Source organism: Henriciella mobilis (assembly GCF_003576285.1).
In the GTDB taxonomy this organism is placed as follows: Bacteria; Pseudomonadota; Alphaproteobacteria; order Caulobacterales; family Hyphomonadaceae; genus Henriciella; species Henriciella mobilis.
Genome location: NZ_QWFX01000007.1, coordinates 34,686 through 53,547 on the forward strand (window position 1 = coordinate 34,686; position 18,862 = coordinate 53,547).

At 56.3% G+C, this 18,862-nt stretch carries 16 protein-coding genes and 1 pseudogene; 16 read left to right on the plus strand and 1 reads right to left on the minus strand.

The window, feature by feature from the left end:
• Positions 1-44 precede the first annotated feature (44 nt).
• The 7 genes from D1223_RS09075 to D1223_RS09105 all read left to right on the plus strand — a co-directional run bounded on the left by D1223_RS09075 (position 45) and on the right by D1223_RS09105 (position 9,130).
• Positions 45-605, plus strand: a complete 561-nt coding sequence (locus tag D1223_RS09075) for a TetR/AcrR family transcriptional regulator (RefSeq protein ID WP_119376130.1) — start codon at positions 45-47, stop codon at positions 603-605.
• A 133-nt stretch (positions 606-738) separates the two neighbouring features.
• Positions 739-2,211, plus strand: a complete 1,473-nt coding sequence (locus D1223_RS09080) for a class I adenylate-forming enzyme family protein (protein WP_158588441.1) — start codon at positions 739-741, stop codon at positions 2,209-2,211.
• A 46-nt stretch (positions 2,212-2,257) separates the two neighbouring features.
• On the plus strand, positions 2,258-3,040 hold the full coding sequence (locus D1223_RS09085; RefSeq protein ID WP_119376132.1) for an SDR family NAD(P)-dependent oxidoreductase: 783 nt from the start codon (positions 2,258-2,260) through the stop codon (positions 3,038-3,040).
• Positions 3,041-3,045: 5 nt separating this feature from the next.
• On the plus strand, positions 3,046-4,083 hold the full coding sequence (locus D1223_RS09090) for a DUF2889 domain-containing protein (protein ID WP_119376133.1): 1,038 nt from the start codon (positions 3,046-3,048) through the stop codon (positions 4,081-4,083).
• A 93-nt stretch (positions 4,084-4,176) separates the two neighbouring features.
• Entirely contained in the window at positions 4,177-6,528 is a 2,352-nt protein-coding gene (locus tag D1223_RS09095; RefSeq protein WP_119376134.1) for a TonB-dependent receptor, read from the plus strand.
• 78 nt (positions 6,529-6,606) lie between these two features.
• Positions 6,607-7,797, plus strand: a complete 1,191-nt coding sequence (locus D1223_RS09100) for a phosphotransferase (RefSeq protein ID WP_119376135.1) — start codon at positions 6,607-6,609, stop codon at positions 7,795-7,797.
• 4 nt (positions 7,798-7,801) lie between these two features.
• Positions 7,802-9,130 (plus strand): spinster family MFS transporter, encoded by a 1,329-nt coding sequence (locus D1223_RS09105; RefSeq protein ID WP_119376136.1) that lies wholly within the window; start codon positions 7,802-7,804, stop codon positions 9,128-9,130.
• A 146-nt stretch (positions 9,131-9,276) separates the two neighbouring features.
• On the opposite strand, the gene D1223_RS09110 is transcribed toward D1223_RS09105, so the two are convergent.
• A complete protein-coding gene (locus D1223_RS09110) occupies positions 9,277-10,383 on the minus strand; it encodes an amidohydrolase family protein (RefSeq protein ID WP_119376137.1) in 1,107 nt (368 codons plus the stop codon).
• A gap of 134 nt (positions 10,384-10,517) precedes the next feature.
• Between D1223_RS09110 and D1223_RS09115 the strand changes: the two genes are divergently transcribed.
• The 9 genes and pseudogenes from D1223_RS09115 (at position 10,518) to D1223_RS09150 (ending at position 18,690) form a co-directional block, all read left to right on the plus strand.
• Positions 10,518-11,243: a FadR/GntR family transcriptional regulator gene (locus D1223_RS09115; protein ID WP_119376138.1), complete on the plus strand. Its 726-nt coding sequence runs from the start codon at positions 10,518-10,520 to the stop codon at positions 11,241-11,243.
• A gap of 18 nt (positions 11,244-11,261) precedes the next feature.
• A complete protein-coding gene (locus tag D1223_RS09120) occupies positions 11,262-12,488 on the plus strand; it encodes an alpha/beta fold hydrolase (RefSeq protein ID WP_119376139.1) in 1,227 nt (408 codons plus the stop codon).
• 108 nt (positions 12,489-12,596) lie between these two features.
• On the plus strand, positions 12,597-13,790 hold the full coding sequence (locus D1223_RS09125; protein ID WP_119376140.1) for a thiolase C-terminal domain-containing protein: 1,194 nt from the start codon (positions 12,597-12,599) through the stop codon (positions 13,788-13,790).
• Positions 13,791-13,878: 88 nt separating this feature from the next.
• Positions 13,879-13,968 (plus strand): annotated as a pseudogene (locus D1223_RS19265) (zinc ribbon domain-containing protein); the annotation flags it as partial.
• 9 nt (positions 13,969-13,977) lie between these two features.
• A complete protein-coding gene (locus D1223_RS19045; RefSeq protein WP_233353109.1) occupies positions 13,978-14,226 on the plus strand; it encodes a Zn-ribbon domain-containing OB-fold protein in 249 nt (82 codons plus the stop codon).
• A 13-nt stretch (positions 14,227-14,239) separates the two neighbouring features.
• Complete coding sequence (locus tag D1223_RS09135) at positions 14,240-15,796, plus strand: AMP-binding protein (RefSeq protein ID WP_119376142.1); 1,557 nt, start codon at positions 14,240-14,242, stop codon at positions 15,794-15,796.
• Positions 15,797-15,829: 33 nt separating this feature from the next.
• Positions 15,830-17,149 carry a phenylacetate--CoA ligase family protein gene (locus tag D1223_RS09140; RefSeq protein ID WP_119376143.1) on the plus strand — a complete coding sequence of 440 codons (1,320 nt, stop codon included), beginning with the start codon at positions 15,830-15,832 and terminating at the stop codon, positions 17,147-17,149.
• Entirely contained in the window at positions 17,146-17,811 is a 666-nt protein-coding gene (locus D1223_RS09145) for a hypothetical protein (protein WP_119376144.1), read from the plus strand. Before D1223_RS09140 ends, D1223_RS09145 begins: the two co-directional genes overlap by 4 nt.
• Positions 17,812-17,985: 174 nt before the next feature.
• Positions 17,986-18,690, plus strand: coding sequence for an IS6 family transposase (locus D1223_RS09150; protein ID WP_119376145.1), 705 nt, complete (start codon positions 17,986-17,988; stop codon positions 18,688-18,690).
• Positions 18,691-18,862 lie beyond the last annotated feature (172 nt).

Sequence of the window (18,862 nt, forward strand, 5' to 3'; positions counted from 1 at the left end):
TTCAGATTTACTTGCGGGTCAATAGGTATCTAACCAGGTCAAACATGGAAGACAGTGTCAGGCGGCGGAATCCTGAGCGGACACGCCAGTCCATCCTTTCTGCCGCGCAGGAAATATTTTCACGACGGCCCTATGCAGAGGCATCACTCAAGGAGATTACTGCTAAGGCGGGAGCCAATCCCGCCCTTGTCAGCCGTTATTTTGGATCGAAGGAAAAACTCTTCGAAGCGGCGCTAGAAGCTTCACTTGATGCTGGTCCCCTCATGCCCGCATCGCGTGAATCATTCGGCGAGCAGGTGGTCAGCGCCTTTTTAAGCCCCGATCGAGGTCGGGTGAATCCCCTGTCAATGTTGATATTTTCGACGGCCGAAGCGGGCCTGCAGTCCATGGCTTTGCGTTTGTTGCAGGATCGGATTGTCGTGCCGCTATCGGCGTGGCTCGGAGAAGATGATGCTGAAACGCGCGCGGCCCGGGTCATGATGGTGGCTTCGGGCTTCTTTATCTATCGAAGTCTGTTGCCGCTCGCGTCGATGACCGGCCCGCTTGATCCAGCGACAAGACAGTGGCTCGCCAATTGTTTTCAGTCCGCGATAGACAAGGGCTAGCCTTCGGTCCGCGCGGGGGCATCGATGTTTCCTGTCATATAGCTCGATTACTAGGTCATATAGGTATAGGCTGGTAGTACGAGGGCAGGAGACGTAAGATATGGCGGAGATAACCGAGAGACTGAGGCGGGTCATGGCACTTGATCGCGCCGCGAAGGCAATCGACTTCAATGAAAAATGGATTGATTGGGGGAAACTTGCTTCCCGAGTCGACGACATTGAGGTGATCTTTGCAGAACTGGGTCTCCCGCAAGGCGCGCGGATTGGTGCGTTGCTGCACAACCGACCAGGTCATGTTGCATCCATACTCGCGGTGCTCGCGTCGGATCGTTGTCTCGTCACTCTTAATCCGGTTTATCCGGATGAAACTCTGGGTCCTGATATTCAGGCGCTTGATATTCCACTTGTTATTGGCGAGCCGTCAGATCTCGAGCGGGTGGGCGTTCAGGCTGCGATCGATCTTCTCGATGCTAGCGTAATTGAGATTGCTCCAGACCTCGAGACGGTGAAGCTGGCGCGCACTGGTCGAAATGCGGCAGCTGGTTCTAATGGGGATGTCGCAATTGAAATGCTGACAAGCGGGACCACTGGCAAACCAAAACGCGTCCCCCTCAGCCGATCGGCCTTCGACGCAAGCTTCGCTGCAATTGCGAGCCATGACAAAAGCCGCGATCCTGATGAAGAGGTCAAGCTTCGCTCTTCAACGACACTGATACTGAATCCGGTAACCCACATCGGTGGCATTTATGGTGTCATTGGGGCTCTGATGGCGGGCCGGAGGATTTGCCTGGTTGAACGCTTTTCAGTGGAAAACTGGGTTCGGGCCGTGACCCGTCATAGGCCCAAAGTGGCCCCGGCCGTACCAGCCGCGCTCAGAATGCTGATTGAAGCAGACCTCCCACGGGAGCACTTCTCAAGCCTGTCGGCGATCATCAGTGGAACGGCGCCTTTATCGCCGGATGTCGTGGATACCTTTCTCGAAAAATATGGGGTTCCGGTCCTTTCTAATTATGGGGCAACGGAGTTCGCAGGCGCCGTAGCCGCCTGGTCTCTTCCTGATTTCAAGGCCCATTGGAGAGACAAGAAGGGCGCTGCCGGACGGCTTCATTCGAGCTTGCAAGCTCGGATTGTTGAGCCTGAATCAGGGAAGGTCCTGCCAGATGGGCAAGAGGGTGTGCTGGAACTCAAAGGGGCCCAGCTCGGGACGGGCGAGTCCTGGCTGCGGACCACGGACCGGGCAGTGATTGATGAAGACAGATTTCTTTTCATCAGAGGGCGCGCTGACAATGCGATTATTCGCGGTGGCTTCAAGGTTCATCCGGATGACATTGTCAGGGCGATAGAGTCTCACCCAGCAGTTCGCGAAGCAGCAATTGTCGGAGTCCCTGACGAACGTCTCGGCGAGGTGCCTGCCGCAGCCATTATCCTGAAAGATGGGGCCGAGGCGCTGAAGAGTGACGACATGCGCGCTTATCTGCGCGAGCGCCTGGTTCCCTATCAGGTGCCTGTTCACTACCGCATCGTCGATGACATTCCTCGAACGCCAAGCATGAAGCCTGCCACGTTGCCGCTCAAGAAATTGTTTGCGCCCCACTCCGAAAAGTAGCACCTAGTTATATAACTAGAGAAATGTGAACGAGGAGATCTGCTGAATGAAGGTCGATCAAAACACGGCTGCTATTGTGACGGGTGGGGCGTCCGGGCTTGGAAATGCCACGGCCAGAGCGTTGAGGAATGCGGGCCTGAAAGTCGCAATTTTCGACATCGATGCCGAGAAAGGCATGGCTGCCGCCGAAGAAATCGGCGCTGTCTTCTGTGAGGTGAACGTCATGGACGAAGCCAGCTGTGAAGCCGGCTTCGAAAAGGCGCGTGCTGCCAACGGTCAGGAGCGGATCTTCGTCGGATGCGCCGGTGGCGGTAATGCTGGCAAGATCATCTCACGGGACAAGGAAACCGGCGCGATCAAGCGGTGTCCAACAGACAGGTTTGAACAGGTTATCAAGCTGAACACAGTAGCGTCCTTCAGATGCGCGGCGATGACCGCCGCCGGCATGGCAACTCTTGAGCCTCTTGAGGATGGGGAGCGCGGCGTCATTACGCTGACAGCATCTGTCGCTGCGCAAGACGGACAGATCGGGCAGGTGGCTTATGCTGCGGCAAAGGCTGGGATTAATGGCCTCGTCCTGCCAATCGCTCGCGATCTCATGAATGAAGGTATTCGGATCAACTCCATCATGCCGGGTATTTTCCGTACTCCGCCCATGCTCGGGGTGCCGGAAAAGGTGCTTGAATCGCTTGCGGCTTCAGTTCCGTTTCCCAAGCGACTGGGGCATCCGGAAGAGTTTGCGTCGCTGGTCATGGAATTCGTTCGCAACTCATACTTCAACGGCCAGACCATTAGGCTGGATGGCGCCATTCGCATGGCACCAAGATAAGGCTGATGGAAGAAAAAAACTTGCCCGATACGGTTTCTCAAGCTCCTCGTTCGCCCGGCGGTCATATTCCCGCAAGGTCGGCAAACTCCTTCAGGCGCACGACATCGATCGACACCAGCTGGCCGGAGGGGCGGCAAGGACCAATGAAGATGGTCGGGCTGGGCCGCGACATTGTCACGGGATCGGATGCCAAGAGCTTTGAAGTGATCGACGAAGCTCGCTTCGACATCACTGCATCGCCGCGTCGAGAGATACTGGAAATAGCGTGCGACCCGCTTGTTGGTGGCATTGAACAGCTCGTCGGGGCTCGTGCCGGCGGGCACTCGCGCGCCCTGCTCGCTGAAGCGCTCGCCGAGCAGCAGGCTGATGGAAAAGTTATCTATCAGCTGCTCGACGATTTCGCAGGAGCGAGCCTGGTTGCGGGTTGGGCTTGGTCAAGATGGACTGACCTGTGGGCGGAATCGCGCTCGTCTTCAGATAGGCCGAAACTGCCCAAAATGGTTGGTATCTGCGCTGGCTTTCGGCCGGGTGCCGGATCGTTGACGGAAGAGGGTACGCCCCGACATGACATACAGTCCTCCGCGCCTGTTCCCGACCTGAGAAACCCTGACGACCATGATGGCCTGCATGTCTGTCCGCGGCAGACCGGTGTTGGCATGCGGCGGGCGCGTTGGTTGGATGTGTCGGCTACCAGTGTCGGCATTGCGGTCCAAACAGGGTTTCAGGACCGCGCTACCGACCCTGGCGGAGGGCGCGTTGCAGTCCACGAATACCGGGTTGATGCGCTGATAGACCCTCGGGATCTCATACTGACGAGCCTCGAAGCCGACCCAAGAATTCTGCCCTATGCAGCATGTTCAGGAGCTGTGGGGCATACGGAACGTTTGCTCGGCAAGCGAATAAGCGCTTTTCGTCGGGACGTGATCGAGACCTTGCCCGGCACACTTGGCTGCACGCATCTCAATGATGTCCTGAGGGCTCTGGCCGATATTCCGCGTGCAATAAGTGTGATCGAAAAAGCGCAGCCGAAACAAGAAAACTGATGCCTGCTTGACGTTGCGTCTTGTTTTGCAGGGTACACCTAGTTATACAAGTAGTGAAGGTCGGGCAATTGATCTGACCCATGGGAGGAAAATATGTCTTTTAAACAAAACACTGCAGTTGAATTTTGCACCGGTTCCGGGCGGAGAAATCTGAGAATATGGCTTGGCAGTGCGTCGCTGGCCGTTCTGGCGTCAACTGTCTCGCTTGCGCCAGCTCATGCTCAAGAAGGCGACGATGGTGCGCCCGAAGAGACGCGCCGGCTGGGCACGGTTACGGTCAATGCGCGGAAAGTCGAAGAAAACCTCCAGGATGTGCCCGTCGCTGTTACGGCATTTGATGGGGCGGAGCTTGAGGCTCAAGGGGCTGTCGAGTTCTCGGATGTTGCCGCCTTCACCCCCGGTTTCGCAACTGTGCCGGGTACAGCCAATCCAAGCTCCTTCGCTCTCTCCATTCGCGGACAAGTCCAGAACGACGTTCTGGCGACACTGGAGCCGTCCATCGGCACTTACGTTGATGGGCTCTACTGGGCACGGGCATATGGCCTAAACCAGGATCTGCTCGACATTCAGAATGTCCAGGTTCTGAAAGGCCCCCAAGGGACGCTGTTCGGCCGCAATACGACTGGCGGTGCTGTGCTGCTGAATACAAACGATCCAGTGCTCAGCGGCGGTATCTCCGGCATGTTGCAGGGACGTGTTGGCAATCTGAGTGAGAGGACCGGAACTGCAGTCGTCAATATTCCTATCGTTGAGGACAAGTTTGCTGTTCGCGGCGCGCTGCAAGTTAGTCAGCGTGATGGCTATGTTGAAGACGTGCTGACCGGTCAGGATTACCAGAACCGTGACAATACGCAGGGCCGGATCAAGGCCCGCTGGAAGCCGAGCAACGACCTGGACATTACCGTTTCCGGTGAATGGTACGATTCAGATACCAGGCAAGGTGTCTTTGTCACCGATTATGCTTATCCATTTCCTCCCACACCAGGCCCGCGCCTGCTCAGTACATTCATTCCAACGCCATTCGTTACGGTCGACAATTATCTTGACCTGACCGGGCCAAGCGAAGGCAAGAGCAAGGTGGCGCTCAACGCAGCTCCGTTCATCGATATCAGTACCGAGACCTATACAGGTGAGGCGGTGTGGTCGACCGACATTGGTGAAGTGACCTTCATTACGGGCTACCGGAAAGTTGAAAATCAGAACCAGCTCGACCTTGATGGTTCGCCCTGGCCGGTTCACGCAACGACGCTGACACAGGAGCTCGATCAGTTCAGCGCTGAGGTCCAGCTTGCTCGAGAGGCGTTTGATGGTCGTCTCTCCTATGTTGTCGGCGCAACCTATTTCGAGGAAGGGGGTACTGATTCGTCAACGACGATCGCGCTGACCCCGCTCAATCCACTCGATACAACCTTCTTTGGTGACATCGACAATCAGAGCCTCGGACTTTTTGTTCAGGGTACCTACGAGCTGACTGACAAGCTTAACCTCAACGCTGGCTTGCGTTTCGCGCAAGACGAAAAAGGGATCACCACGTCGGGCGTTCGGGTTGTCCGGGCCACCGGAGCTGTGAACCTTTGTCTGGTCGATGTCGCGACACCGCCAGATTGCGTCGCGCCCAAGAGCACGGACGAATTTGAAGAGGTGCCCTACATGATCGGGCTGGATTATAGTCCGAATGATGACTGGCTCATCTATGGCAAGTTCAGTCACGGGTACCGGGCCGGTGGCCAGCAGCTTCGCGCCGTGAGTACTGCAACCCAGGCGCCCTTTGATCCGGAAATTGTCGATGAGGTCGAAGTCGGCTTCAAAGCGGATCTGATGCAGTCGCGCGTTCGCCTGAACGTCGCTGCTTATATCAACGAAGTGCAGGACCTGCAGCGGTCAACAATCTTCACCGATGGTCGAGGCATCAATTATACATTGCTTGAGAACGCTGCTGAAGCATCAAATCAGGGTATCGAAGCCGAGCTGGTGGCGTTGCTCAGTGACAATTTCACGTTCCAGGCATCGGCTGCATTGAACAATCCGGAATACGACAAATTCGTGGACGGGCAGGGCAATGATCGTTCGAACGAGAACTTCACCTATGTCCCGGAGGAGATGTTCACCCTGGCTGGCATCTACGAAACACCAACCCGGTTCGGTCACCTCACAGCTCGTCTCGACTATTCGTGGCAGGGCGAAACCCCTTATGACGGATTCAATAATCCGGCCTTGCCGCAGGTTACGGACGTAGCGATCGGCGAAGCAGCCGGCATCCTCGGCGCGCGGGCGACTCTGTCAGTGACGGACCAGTTCGACCTGACGGTCTGGGGCAAGAACCTCACGGACGAAGACGCGTACGTGAATACGCTCCTGATCGGCGGTCTTGGATATGCGTCGGTTATCCCACGCGAGCCTTTGACCTATGGGATCACGGCGACCTACCGTTTCGGCCAACGGTAACCCGGAGCTAATTTCGGGGGGAACAGAGGGCGGGGCCTGAAGACCCCGCCTTCATGCTTTGAGATCGGGAGCTGTGTCATGTCGCCAGAATTACTAGAAGCGCTCCATCGTGAGGCGCTTGATCGACTGGAGGTCGCTGACATGGCAGCGGCCCATGCTCGCTCTCTTGATATCGAAGAGGTTCACACGGCCGAAAAGATTTCTTCGGAGTGGCTTGGGCACGTGATCGGAGGGAATGTCGACGGGGCCTTGTTAGAGAACGCCGTGCAGAAGCAAGGTCATGATGGAATGACCGACCGGCGTCAATGGAATCTAAGTTGGAATGCGCAGGGCCGTGCCGCTGGATTGCCGGCGTCTATCTTCATCAAGGCAACGCCCTCTCAACCCTATCTCAGGGAAACCTTGTCAATGCTGCACATGGCGGAAGCGGAAGTGCGCTTTTACAACGAGCTGCGCGATGAAATTCCGCATCTCGCGCCGCAGAGCTTTTACGGGAAGTCCTGGGCCGGCGGACGCTTTATTCTAGTGCTTGAGACACTCGAGGATCGGGGGCTGACGCCCTACTGGATGCATCATGACTGTTCATTCGAACATGCATGTGCAGTTCTTGAGGCCCTCGCAGAATTGCACGCGCGATATTGGGAAACCGACCGTTTTCAAACCGACCTTGCATGGGTGCGACCCCGCGCTTTGAAATTCGGCGCGCGATGGCACGAAGCTTCATTCGTGCAGGCCCGTAGCGCCTATCTGCAGACGGATCTTGGTCAGGCCCTACCCGAAGATATTCGTGCGCTGCTTGGAACATGGTCAGAGGTATTTCGAAACGTCTATGCTTGGTGGGACAGCCAACCGTTGACGTTGATTCATGGTGACAGCCATCTTGGAAACAGTTTCGCCTATCCTGATGGAAAAGCCGGAATGTTTGATTGGCAGGTTGTGTTCCGGTCGCACGCAATGAGGGATGTTGCTTACTTTGTTTTGTCAGCCCTCACTCGCGATCAAAGGGCAGAGTTCGAAGACAAGCTCATATCATCCTACCTGATGTCCTTGCAGCGCCACGGCGTGAAGCTGGAGGAAGACTACGCCCGCCGCCTATATGCCTTGTTTCTTCTGGATTCGTGGGATGCCCACATGAAGACTTATACGCGAGGCGGGTACGGGCATGCCGATGCTGCGGTCCGCCGCCGGGCAACAACCATGATAGATGCGCTGAGAGAGCACCAGACCGCGGATCTGCTTGGCGATCTCCTAAAAGAGATCGGGGGATAGATATATGGCGACCCAGCCTTTGCCCGCGCGACCACAAAGCGAAGCAGCGAAGTCGATATCGCCTTTTCGACGAAATCTGACGCTGGCGCTCATCGGTCTTGTCGCCATTATCAATTACGTCGACCGGCAGGCTTTCACTGTGCTGATGGAAGATATCAAGACCGAGTTCGTGCTGAATGACACGGTTCTTGGTCTCATTGGCGGACTGGTCTTTGGCGTCATTTATGCCCTGGCGGCAATTCCGATTGCCCGCATCGCCGATCGCACGGACAGGCCTCTGGTTATAGCGATCTGTCTCGGTTTCTGGAGCTTGGCGACAGCCGCCTGCGGTCTTGCTGCAAACGCTTGGCACATTGCGATTGCCCGGATGGGAATTGCGGTCGGCGAGTCCGGGTCGGGACCGGCCGGCGTTGCTCTGGCCGCTGAAATCTTCCCAGACAACAGAAGAGTCCTGGTTCTTGGAACGATCCAGGCGGCGAGCTCGATCGGTCTGTCTGTGGGCGTCGTCCTGACGGCTTGGCTGGCAACGTTCCTGTCTTGGCGACACACATTTATTGCCATCGGTCTTCCGGGCATCCTGCTGGCCTTGCTGGTTTATTTCCTCGCGGCGGAGCCACGCCGGAAGGAGAAATTGGAAGCGTCGTCTTCGAGCAAGACGGATGATGCTCCAATACCTCTTGGCGAAGCTGTCCGCATCATTGCGGGAACCCCCGCGCTTCGCTGGCTCGCATTACTTTGTATAGCCGTCCCCATGACCGGGTTCGGGTTCCTGATGTGGGGGCCGTCCTTCCTGCAACGTGTGCATGGCTTCAACATGCAGGAGGTCACCTGGTTTGGCTGGGCTATCCTTGCCGGACTTGTATCCGGCAATCTGACGGCCGGTTGGCTTGGGGATCAGTATGGCAGCAGGCATCCCCGCTTCAATGCTATTCTTGCCGCCAGCGGCTTGCTGATCGCTGTGCCTTTCGCAGCTGGGTTTGCCCTCCTGCCTAATGCCTATGCTGCGATAGTATGTTTTGTCGTGCTCAAATTTGCCATGACACTATGGATGGCGCCAACAATTGCCCTGACATTTACCCTGGTTCCGGTTCGCATGCGGGCGACGATTAATTCGCTGATGAATGCCATCGTGATTCTGTCTGGCATTGGTTTCGGCTTCATAGTCGCTGGTGCGCTAAGTGACGCCTATTCGCAGGCATTCGGCGCAAATTCGCTTCGATATGCTCTGCTGACGATGAGCAGTGGCCTGATCGTTGGCGCATTTGCCTGCATCATGGCAGCACGTTCAGTCGCGCGGGCTAAAGAAAAAGAGAACGCGACAGTTGCCATCTGAATAAACTTTATGATCGGAGCAAAAAAAGGACCTGGCCCACGAGGCCAGGTCCATCGAGTTATAGCCTTCACCCCCGGAGGTCGCCGCTTGGCAGATCAGAGTGAAGACCGGACGGGAGGAGAAACCACTGCTCCCGAAAACCTTGATCAGCTAGCAACGAGATCGGCGACAGCGGGATTCTTCAGTCCAAACAGGCGCGCTGCATTTCCGCCGAGAATAAGTCGCTTTTCGCGCTCTGGAATATCGATGCCTGCGAACAGCCCGTCGACGATTTCCTTGGATTTCGGGAACGTGCCTTCTGCATGCGGATAATCCGACGCCCACATGATGTTTTCAACGCCGATTTCATGGCGATGGACGATGCAGGCCCGATCGTGCTGAAAGGAGGCGTATACTTGGCGCTTGATGATCTCGCTCGGCATCATTGAAAGTTTCGGATGCACGAAATGATGGTGCGCCACGTAGACTTCGTCCATGCGTTCGGCAACGGCTGCGAGCCAGCTTGCGCCGCTTTCGATAAACGCTACTTTTGCCTTCGGATTACGATCGAGCACACCGCCGGCGACGAGGTACTGGCACGAGTTGATGGCGTCATTCATCTGATTTGAATAATTGATGACGGCCGCGCCGGGCCCGCGCTCGTGAATTACGGTTTCAAGTCCTGTGCCAGTGTGCAGCACGAAGACCATGCCAAGCTCGCCTGCCAGATTGAAGACCGGATCCCAGGCAGGGTCATTATACTTGGCAATCGCTTTCGGTGTCACTGCGGGAAGCATCGCCGCTTTGATCCCCATGCCGACCAGGCGCTTCATTTCAGCCATCGTGTTGGAGAAATCTAGAACTGGCAGGACACCGCACCTGACGAACCGGTCAAGATGGTCGGCAAAGTAGTCATGGTTCCAATCATTATAAACCTGGCACGAGGCAGCTTCAGCCTCCGGGTCATCAAGGCAATAAAGCCAGAGGCCGAGCGATGGGAACACTATTTCGGCATCAATGCCATCCAGCTCCATGTCGAGGATTCGGCCAGGAATTTCCCGAACGCCGCGCCGCTCGCGGTCGCCGAGTTCCTTCTCGCCTTTCTTACCAACCCGGAGTCGGTAGATGGTTTTGTCCTCGGTGCCGGTGATGATGTAATCGTCTTTCTTGTAGGCGTGGATCGCGTGTTTTTTTAGCGATGCCGGAAGTCCGTCGAGAAAGAGGCTATTCGGTTCGACGACATGGCTGTCTGCGCTGAATACGAATGGTTGCATGGAACACTCCGCTTAGTTGGGGCGGTTCATCCAGTCCGCCTTAATGGGTAACTAATATAACTAAGTTCCACAAATATCAACATTGATTATTTAATATCACTCACCTAAAAGGTAACTATTATATCGGAGATCGCATGATGCCGTTTGACGAACCTGATGAAACAAGGCTTTCGCTCGTGGAGCGAACCGCACGCCAGCTCACCGAAATGTCCATGACCGCTGGCGAGGGCGATTTTCTCGGTTCCGAGCCAGACCTGCTCGCTCGTTTCGACGTATCCCGCCCAACCTTGCGTCAGGCAGCCAAGCTTGTGGCGGCAGACCGCATGATCGACGTTCGCAAGGGGCAAGGCGGAGGGTTCTTTGCATCGCGCCCCAATGCTGTTGATGTGATCAGGGCGCCCGCCCGGTATCTTCGGCTAAAAGGAGCGACAATTGAAAATATCCAGGCGGTCACTCTTCCTCTCGCAGAAGAAGCGGCTGCCGCGGCGTGTAGCTGTGCCGATGCCGGGCTTTGGCAGAAGCTTGCCATGTTTAGAGCGGATGCAGAAAACGCGCTGCAGACTGATGAAACGCCCGACCTTTTGATCAGGAAGGAAACAGAGCTGGCCAGGCTGTTGGCGCAAATGAGCGGCAACCCTGCTTTCATGCTGTTTATCGAGATCGGCTACACCTTTGGTCGCAAGGAACAGAATCTGCGCTTCTTCCAGACAGTGGAAGATCGCCGCCGCGCCCGCGAGCTCCAGTTGGCTCTTTGCGATGCTGTACTAGCGAGAGATGAGGAGATCGCTCGTCTCATGATCAAGCGGCGGTCCAGAATGATTACCGAATGGTTGAACAGAGATGCATCTGCGAAAGCATGAATGAGGGAGGAAGATCTTATGCCACTTCAGGAATATATCGGGTTCGCAGGGGCACGACTTCAGGCGGATGTGCAGGGATGGCCCGAGGACCCCGCAGTCCTGATGTTGCATGGCGGAGGCCAGACACGGGACATGTGGAAGCCAACCGTGGAGTCTCTGGTCAAGGCCGGTCGCTATGTCATCAGTCTTGACCTGCGCGGCCATGGTGAAAGCGACTGGCCCGAAGACGGGCGCTACGATCTGGATGCGTATGTTGGCGACCTCAAGTCCGTCCTCAATGAACTTGGGTCGCGGCCGGTCATTGTTGCAGCCTCGCTTGGCGGCTGGATCGCCAGTGTCGCACTTGGTGAAGAGGGCAGTCACCTTGCAACGGGTCTGGTCTTGGTTGATGCGCCGCCCGAAATAGATGTGAGGAAGGCTCGGAAGATATCGGATGCGCTCAAGAAACGCGCTGAAACGGACGCCGGATCATTGCCCTGGGATGTTCGGTTTCTGGATGGATTTGATATCGAGTCGACCCTGGCCCGCATCACGCGCAGCGCGACCAATATCAAGCTTCCTGTCCTTTTCGTCAGGGGTGCGCTTTCAGAGCTTACTGAACATGAAGCTGCGACTCGTTTTCTTGAGAGCTTCAAGAATCCGGAATTCGCCGAGATCAAGGAATCGCGTCATCTTGTAACAGAAGAACGCTCAGATCTTTTCAATGCCGCGATTGTCGATTTCCTGGAGCGGCGAGTTCCGAGGTTCACGCCTGAGTATAGATCCGGTTCGGATGCGCGAACCCTTCGGGATGCGCTTGGCTGCTTCGCGACGGGGGTCACAGTCGTTACAGCCATGACTGGAGAACAGTCGCCAATCGGACTGACGGCCAACTCCTTCACATCAGTGTCTCTTGATCCGGCGCTACTGCTAGTCTGCATCGCCAAATCGGCCGGATCTCTCAGCTCCCTGAAAGCAGCGTCGCACTTCGGCGTCAACGTGTTGCACATAGGGCAGCAAGGTATCTCGAACACCTTCGCAAAACCAGGTGAAGACAGGTTTGCCCAAACCCCCTGGCAGCGGGGGAACCATGACGTGCCCCTCATCAATGGGGCACTGGCGAACTTCGAGTGCCGCCAACAGGAGATCGTTGACGGTGGCGACCATGAAATCCTGATTGGTGAAGTGCTTCGCGCAAAGTTTGAGCCGCGGCGAGACCCCTTGCTCTACTTTGGTGGCAAATACCGCCGCCTTCACTTCTCTTAGGTCGATTTATCGCAATTTCTGGCGTGTAGCGCTGGACAAAGCGCATTCTGTCTATCTATAACCTAGTTATATAAGTGATCCGAGGATCCGATAATAGGGAGGCCAGCTTTGGTCTGGATCAATCAGGACAGGTGCGCAATCGTCGGCGTCGGGGCAACGGACTATTATGTCCGCGGACAGAGCCATCCGCGCACAATCAACGACATGGTCGGCGAAGCCATTCTGAAGGCTTGCGACGATGCCGGTATTTCGGTCAAACAGATTGACGGATTCGCCTACTATTCTGGTGCCCAGATGGGCTATGGAGACAAGGCTGACACAGCGTCCCTGATGGAAATGCTCGGTATTCCCGAGGTGAAATTTACCGCGGCGCTGACGAGTGGCGGCGGCGGTGCAGCTGGAGCTGTTGGCCTCGCCACGGCGGCCATCATGAATGAAGATGCGACGCATGTCGTTACCGTCATGGCGTTGCAGCAGTATAAGCAGCGCCTTGGCACTGTATTCGGCGCGAGCGCGCCCAGCCCTGAAAATTCGTTCCTGCAGCCTTCCGGCCTTGTCGGGCCGGGCCATCTGATGTCCGTCCTCGCGCGCCGGCATATGCATCTCTACGGCACGACGCGGGACGCATTTGCTGAAATCGTCATCAGCCAGCGTGAGAATGCCTTGAACCGGGAAGGCGCGATGCGGCGGACCCCGCTGACAAAGGAAGAGTATTTTGCCAGCCCGATGCTGGCCGACCCGCTGTGCAGACTCGATTTCTGCCTCGAAACGGACGGTGCGGTGGCCTGGATCGCGACGAGTACAGAAAGAGCCAGGGATCTGAAGCAAAAGCCGGTCCTCATCCACGCGGCAGCGCATGGCGGGCAGCGCGAATGGGGGCGAGCCTTTGCCTGGATGGGCATGCCGGACCCTCATTTCGGATCCTCCGGACACAAACCGATCGGCGATCGCCTTTGGCAACAATCCGGATTGAAACCTGCCGATATGGACGTGGCGCTGATCTATGATCATTTCAGCGCGATGGTTCTCATGCAGCTTGAAGACTACGGCTTCTGCGAAAAGGGTGAGGGCAATGATTTCGTTCTGAGCGGCGCCATTCGCTACAAGGGCGGTTCGATTCCGGTAAACACTCATGGTGGCCAATTGTCGGAAGCCTACATTATCGGGGCCACCCATACCCGCGAGGCGGTCGAGCAATTGCGAGGGGTTGCCGTGAATCAGGTCGACGACGCCGAATTCGCTCTCGTAACCGGTGGGCCAGCGTCCCTTCCCGTGTCCGGCTGCATTCTGAGGAGGGCCTGATATGTCTCTGGAATATGGACCCGCGCAATTGCTGCCCGGCGACAAGATTGCGATCAGCACAGACACGTCGACAGAGCCCTTCTGGCAGATGGCTAGGGAGAAGAAACTCACGGCCTGCCAGTGCGCAAAATGCGGTCATTTCCGTATGCCGCCGACGCCTTATTGTCCTGAGTGTCAGAGTCGGGAAATGAACTGGCCCGAGCTGCCTGGGACTGCGACCGTCTTCAGCTTCGCGATTTGTACCCGCTCGCCATATTCTGGCGAGCCACTCATCTATGTCCCGGTTGTTGTTGATCTTGACGGTGCCCCTGGCGCCCGCCTCGTGTCAAATCTTGTCGGCATCGACGCGGAGAAAGTCGAAATTGGCATGAAGGTCAAGGTCGACTGGAACCCGATTCAGGATGGCTGGCTGTTGCCAGTTTTCCGACCAGTTTAAGGAGCAAGGTGTCATGAAACAGCATCAGGCGCTTGCACCGTATCTCAGTGTCCATGCCTATGGGCTGGGTGATCTGCTGGAAGAACAGGCGCGGTGTCGCCCGAACCTGACCGCCATCGTCGATGGTGCTCACCGCTTTTCATTCCAAGAAGTCGACGACCGTGTAAATCGGCTTGCCACGGTTCTTCGCAATCATGGCGTTGGCCGGGGTGACCGGGTGCTATGGCTTGGACAAAATAGCTTCCGCGTTCTGGAAGCTCTTCTGGCGAGTGCCCGGGTCGGCGCAATCATGTGTCCAGCAAACTGGAGATGGTCGTCTGAAGAGATCGCGTTTGCGCTGGATGATTTCGATCCCAAGGTCGTCCTGTGGCAAAATAAGGATGTTGGTGAAATCAATCGCGGGGCCCGGGATGCTTGGCGTCCTGATTCTAACTGGATCTGCCATGATGGTTGTGAAGGCGAAACGAATTACGAGGATCTGATTGCGACTGCCGACCCGACAAGGGAGTTCGACCCTGTTGAGACATCAAAGCCTTTGCTGGCGATTTATACGGCCGGGTTTTCCGGCAAACCCGGCGCAGCTCTGCTCAGTCATGAATCCCTGCTGATTGTGTCCTGGTTGAACCAGGTGGGGCAGGGGGTTACGGAAACATCAGGCTACCTCGTATCAGGTCCCATGTTTCATGTCGGTGTGCTGATGGGCGCACTCGCCACATTCATGGCCGGAGGCCGGAACGCCTTTGTGGCCCGGGTTGATCCTGAAGAACTCCTGCAGATTGTCGAATCCGAAAAGCTTACCCATGCCTTTATTGCGCCGCCTACGATCGAACAGATGCGGGCTATCAACAAGGATGGCAAATACGACGTTTCGAGCATCTTCAGGGATGCCCAAATGTCCGATTACAGGATCCCTCTGGTGATGCCTGGATCATCACCTATGATGAGTGCACCGGGTGGGTACGGCCAGACGGAAATCGGCGGCCTGACGATCACCAAATGGATGGGAGGCGAAGCGGCCGGCCGTCCATCGCCTTTCCTCCAGGCAAAGATCGCCGATGATAATGGCGAGGAATTACCGATTGGCGAGACGGGAGAAATCCTGGCGCGAGGTCCGCTCGTTATGTGCGGCTACTGGAACCGCCCCGAGGAAAACGCCCGACGAGTCGTTAATGGATGGCATCGAACCAATGACCTGGGCAGGCGGCTGGAGGATGGATCAATCGTTTTCGTCGGGCCGAAAACCACGATGATCAAATCTGGCATCGAAAACATTTATCCTGCTGAAGTCGAGGCCTGCCTTAAAACTCACGACGGGGTCGCTGATGTTTGCGTCATTGGTGTGCCGGACCCGACCTGGGACCAGAATGTGAAGGCCATCATAGTCAGGAAGCCTGGCAGCGAACATGGGCCCGAGGACTTCATCGAGCACTGCCGCCAACGCCTGGCATCCTACAAAAAGCCGAAGATTGTTGAATTCGCTCAAGCGCTTCCGCGCGGTCCAGGCGGAGTTGTTGACCGGGCCAAGGTTGACCAAGCCTACGGTGGCGGAGGTTATCCAAAAGTCGGCTAAAGCCGGCACCGAAAAGGGAGGAGGCGACCAATCATGGCGTCACAATCACAAGCAGAATGGCCAGACGTACTTGATCCGATCGAAGTTGCGCCGCGTTCATTCCTCGACGCGCATCAGGAAGCCGCAATCACGGCGATGAGTCGGCATGCTTTCGAAAATGCCCCCCTGATAAACGAAGTATGGAAAAGAGCGGGGGTCAGTCCATCCGACATAAAGTCGACCGCTGATTTCATGGAAAAGGCGCCGTTCATCACCAAGGATGATATCCGCGAGTTTCGCGATCGTAACGGTGACCCATCGGGTGGAATGAGCGTGAGCATTCCGGGTCAGACCGTTTCGATTGGAACGACGTCCGGAACAACCGGAGATCCAACGCCCGTGCCCAATTGGCGGCGCATGCCCTCCGAAGAAAGTTACAGTCGTGATTTTTGGCATATCGGCGCGCGCCCCGGCGATCATATCTGCCATATCATGTTCACTTTTCGCGGAGGTCACAGGCGTCGTGCATCCATGGAACTCGGTCTGTGCGAGATTGCCTTTTCGATGTCACCGACAGAAATTCCTCGCCTGATCGAGGCTTCAAAAATCTATCGGCCGGTCACAATGAGCATATTCCCAGGACCATTGATCTTGGCGATGGAGCAATATTTCGAAAAGACCGGCGACGATCCTGTCGACGTGTTCAAGTCCTATAAAGGCGCGGTCTTTGGCGGTGAGCCCCTTGGCGAAAGGCTGAAGAACTTGACCAAATCCTGGGGATTGGAAATCTTCGAAACTACAAGCCTTGGCGATGTTGCTGGTGCCAGCCAATGTCGCATGCACGACGGTTTTCATGCGTATGAGGACCTCGCTTTCATTGAGGCCGTCGATCCAATCACTGCTGAACCGGTCGCAGATGGAGAAGTTGGCGAACTCGTTGTAACAACGCTGGTGGATCGCCTCTCGCCGCTGGTGCGATATCGAACCGGGGATCTTGTTGTCATCGACCGAACACCCTGCGGATGCGGACGCACTCATGCAAAATTCAACCTGCTCGGTCGCGCCACGGATCAGATCCTTGTTGAGGGTCGTTCCATTCTGCCTCGCGAAATCATGGGGCTGGTTGAGAATGAGAGCGAAACGCGTGCAGCATTGTTCCAGATCGTCCGTACACATCGGGAAATGGACACGCTGAAACTTCGCATCGGTTATAACACCGAGAGACTTGCGGGGTCGCCTGACGCCCTTCGCGGCCGGCTTCATGACAAAATCGCCAGTGAGATTGGTGTGCCTCTGATTGTCGAACTCGTCGACGAACAGGAATTACTGAAGCTTGGACCTCCTCACAAGATTCCACGGGTAACAAAGTCATGAATACACCACGGCCAGACGTCATCGGCAGCTATACGGTCGGCGGAAGAATGCACTTTTATGGGTCGCGCCGGACCGAACTCGACCGTGCGGGCGTGAACATGGTCCGTACGCTGAAAAGTTTCGGTTTCAGTCCCGGCAGCGTGATCACCAATGTTTCGACGACACCAGAAGTCATTCAGTTTGCACCCTTCGAATACGCTGTCCAGATTCTGGGAATGTACGGCACGAACGCTGATCTCAGCCCGTACGATGCGGGGCGCGTTGAATCGCTTAGTCGTCAATTCAATCCGGTGGCGATGATGGGCGTTGGTAGGGAAACGCTTGATGGCCTGAAGATGTTGGGCCACGATGCGGCACGCGTGTTCAAGGGCAGGACGATTTGGGCACGGCCGGACGCCTACGAGGATGTAAAAGCGATGCCAGGTCTAGATGCACGACGTTGCGTTCTTGCTGGACCGGTACTGCTGTTTGACTGTGCGAGCGGCAACCTCCATCTCGACTCCCGTGAATGGGCAGGTTCGGCCGAAGGTGATGAGCTTCGACTGACATCTAGACAGGTCAGAGCTGAACCGGTGGTCGACCTTGGCACTGGCGTGAAGGCCCGCATGTCCGATGTCGCCTGTCGATGCGGAAATCATGATGCAGTTGTCGAGTTGCTCTGAAGGGGGCATTGTCAGCGGAACTTCCCGATTTCGTCGGATGCGCCAGGGTAGGGAATGCCCAACTCGCCTTTTCGTTACTTCAAGACGTCGCATGAGATCATCCAGCTTGCGGTGAGGCATTGTCAGGAGAACAGGCCGATTGAGCGAGGAGGGCAGCCTCGCTAGCTTCGCTTCATGACCCGCAATCCATTCCGCTACTTCAAAACGTCGCCCGAGATTATCCAGCTCGCGGTCATGATGTACGTTCGTTTTCCGCTGTCCCTTCGCAACGTCGAAGACCTCCTTCACGAGCGTGGAATTGACGTCTGCCATGAGAGTGTTCGAACTTGGGTAGATCGGTTTGGGCCGATGTTTGCCGGCAAGATCCCGGTGCGGCGGGCAAGCTACATGCGCCAAATCACGCAATGGCAGTGGCACCTCGACGAGGTCTTCGTGAAGATCCGAGGCGAGACGCATTATCTCTGGCGTGCAGTCGATCACGAGGGAGAAGTCCTCGAAAGCTACGTCACGAAAACACGTGCTAAATCAGCGGCCTTGCGCTTCCTGAAGAAAGCCATGAAGCGCTACGGCGCGCCCAGAACCATCGTCACGGACCGGCTGCGGTCCTACGGCGCTGCGATGAAAGAGATTGGCAACCAAGACCGACAGGAGGTCGGTCGCCACATCAATAATCGGGCTGAAAACAGCCACCTTCCATTCCGACGACGAGAGCGGGCGATGCTGAGGTTCAGGCGGATGTCAAACCTCCAGAAGTTCGCTTCGACCCACGCTTCGTTCCATAATCACTTCAATCTCGACCGCCACATCAACCGCCGACAGACCTTCAAATCAAACCGCGACGCTGCTCTCCAAGAATGGCGCCAGCTTCTGGCTGGATAGGATCAGGTGCGCCTAGCGATGCTGGAGAAGGGGTCGCATTAGACTGACAGCACCAGCAGGATCGGTCAGCGCGTCCGCGCAACACGAAAGATCATCAAAGGGATAGATCCCTGTTTCGTCCCTCTCAAAAAACGCAGCGATTTCCGCTGGGGCATCGATGAATGCAGTCTCG

Bases quoted from the DNA above. Each gene is read 5' to 3' on its own strand.
- D1223_RS09075 (WP_119376130.1), top strand. From the start codon at position 45: ATGGAAGACAGTGTCAGGCGGCGGAATCCTGAGCGGACACGCCAGTCC.
- D1223_RS09135 (WP_119376142.1), top strand. From the start codon at position 14,240: ATGAAACAGCATCAGGCGCTTGCACCGTATCTCAGTGTCCATGCCTAT.
- D1223_RS19045 (WP_233353109.1), top strand. From the start codon at position 13,978: ATGAACTGGCCCGAGCTGCCTGGGACTGCGACCGTCTTCAGCTTCGCG.
- D1223_RS09100 (WP_119376135.1), top strand. From the start codon at position 6,607: ATGTCGCCAGAATTACTAGAAGCGCTCCATCGTGAGGCGCTTGATCGA.
- D1223_RS09110 (WP_119376137.1), bottom strand. From the start codon at position 10,383: ATGCAACCATTCGTATTCAGCGCAGACAGCCATGTCGTCGAACCGAAT.
- D1223_RS09120 (WP_119376139.1), top strand. From the start codon at position 11,262: ATGCCACTTCAGGAATATATCGGGTTCGCAGGGGCACGACTTCAGGCG.
- D1223_RS09145 (WP_119376144.1), top strand. From the start codon at position 17,146: ATGAATACACCACGGCCAGACGTCATCGGCAGCTATACGGTCGGCGGA.
- D1223_RS09080 (WP_158588441.1), top strand. From the start codon at position 739: ATGGCACTTGATCGCGCCGCGAAGGCAATCGACTTCAATGAAAAATGG.
- D1223_RS09140 (WP_119376143.1), top strand. From the start codon at position 15,830: ATGGCGTCACAATCACAAGCAGAATGGCCAGACGTACTTGATCCGATC.
- D1223_RS09150 (WP_119376145.1), top strand. From the start codon at position 17,986: ATGACCCGCAATCCATTCCGCTACTTCAAAACGTCGCCCGAGATTATC.
- D1223_RS09090 (WP_119376133.1), top strand. From the start codon at position 3,046: ATGGAAGAAAAAAACTTGCCCGATACGGTTTCTCAAGCTCCTCGTTCG.
- D1223_RS09115 (WP_119376138.1), top strand. From the start codon at position 10,518: ATGATGCCGTTTGACGAACCTGATGAAACAAGGCTTTCGCTCGTGGAG.
- D1223_RS09095 (WP_119376134.1), top strand. From the start codon at position 4,177: ATGTCTTTTAAACAAAACACTGCAGTTGAATTTTGCACCGGTTCCGGG.
- D1223_RS09105 (WP_119376136.1), top strand. From the start codon at position 7,802: ATGGCGACCCAGCCTTTGCCCGCGCGACCACAAAGCGAAGCAGCGAAG.
- D1223_RS09085 (WP_119376132.1), top strand. From the start codon at position 2,258: ATGAAGGTCGATCAAAACACGGCTGCTATTGTGACGGGTGGGGCGTCC.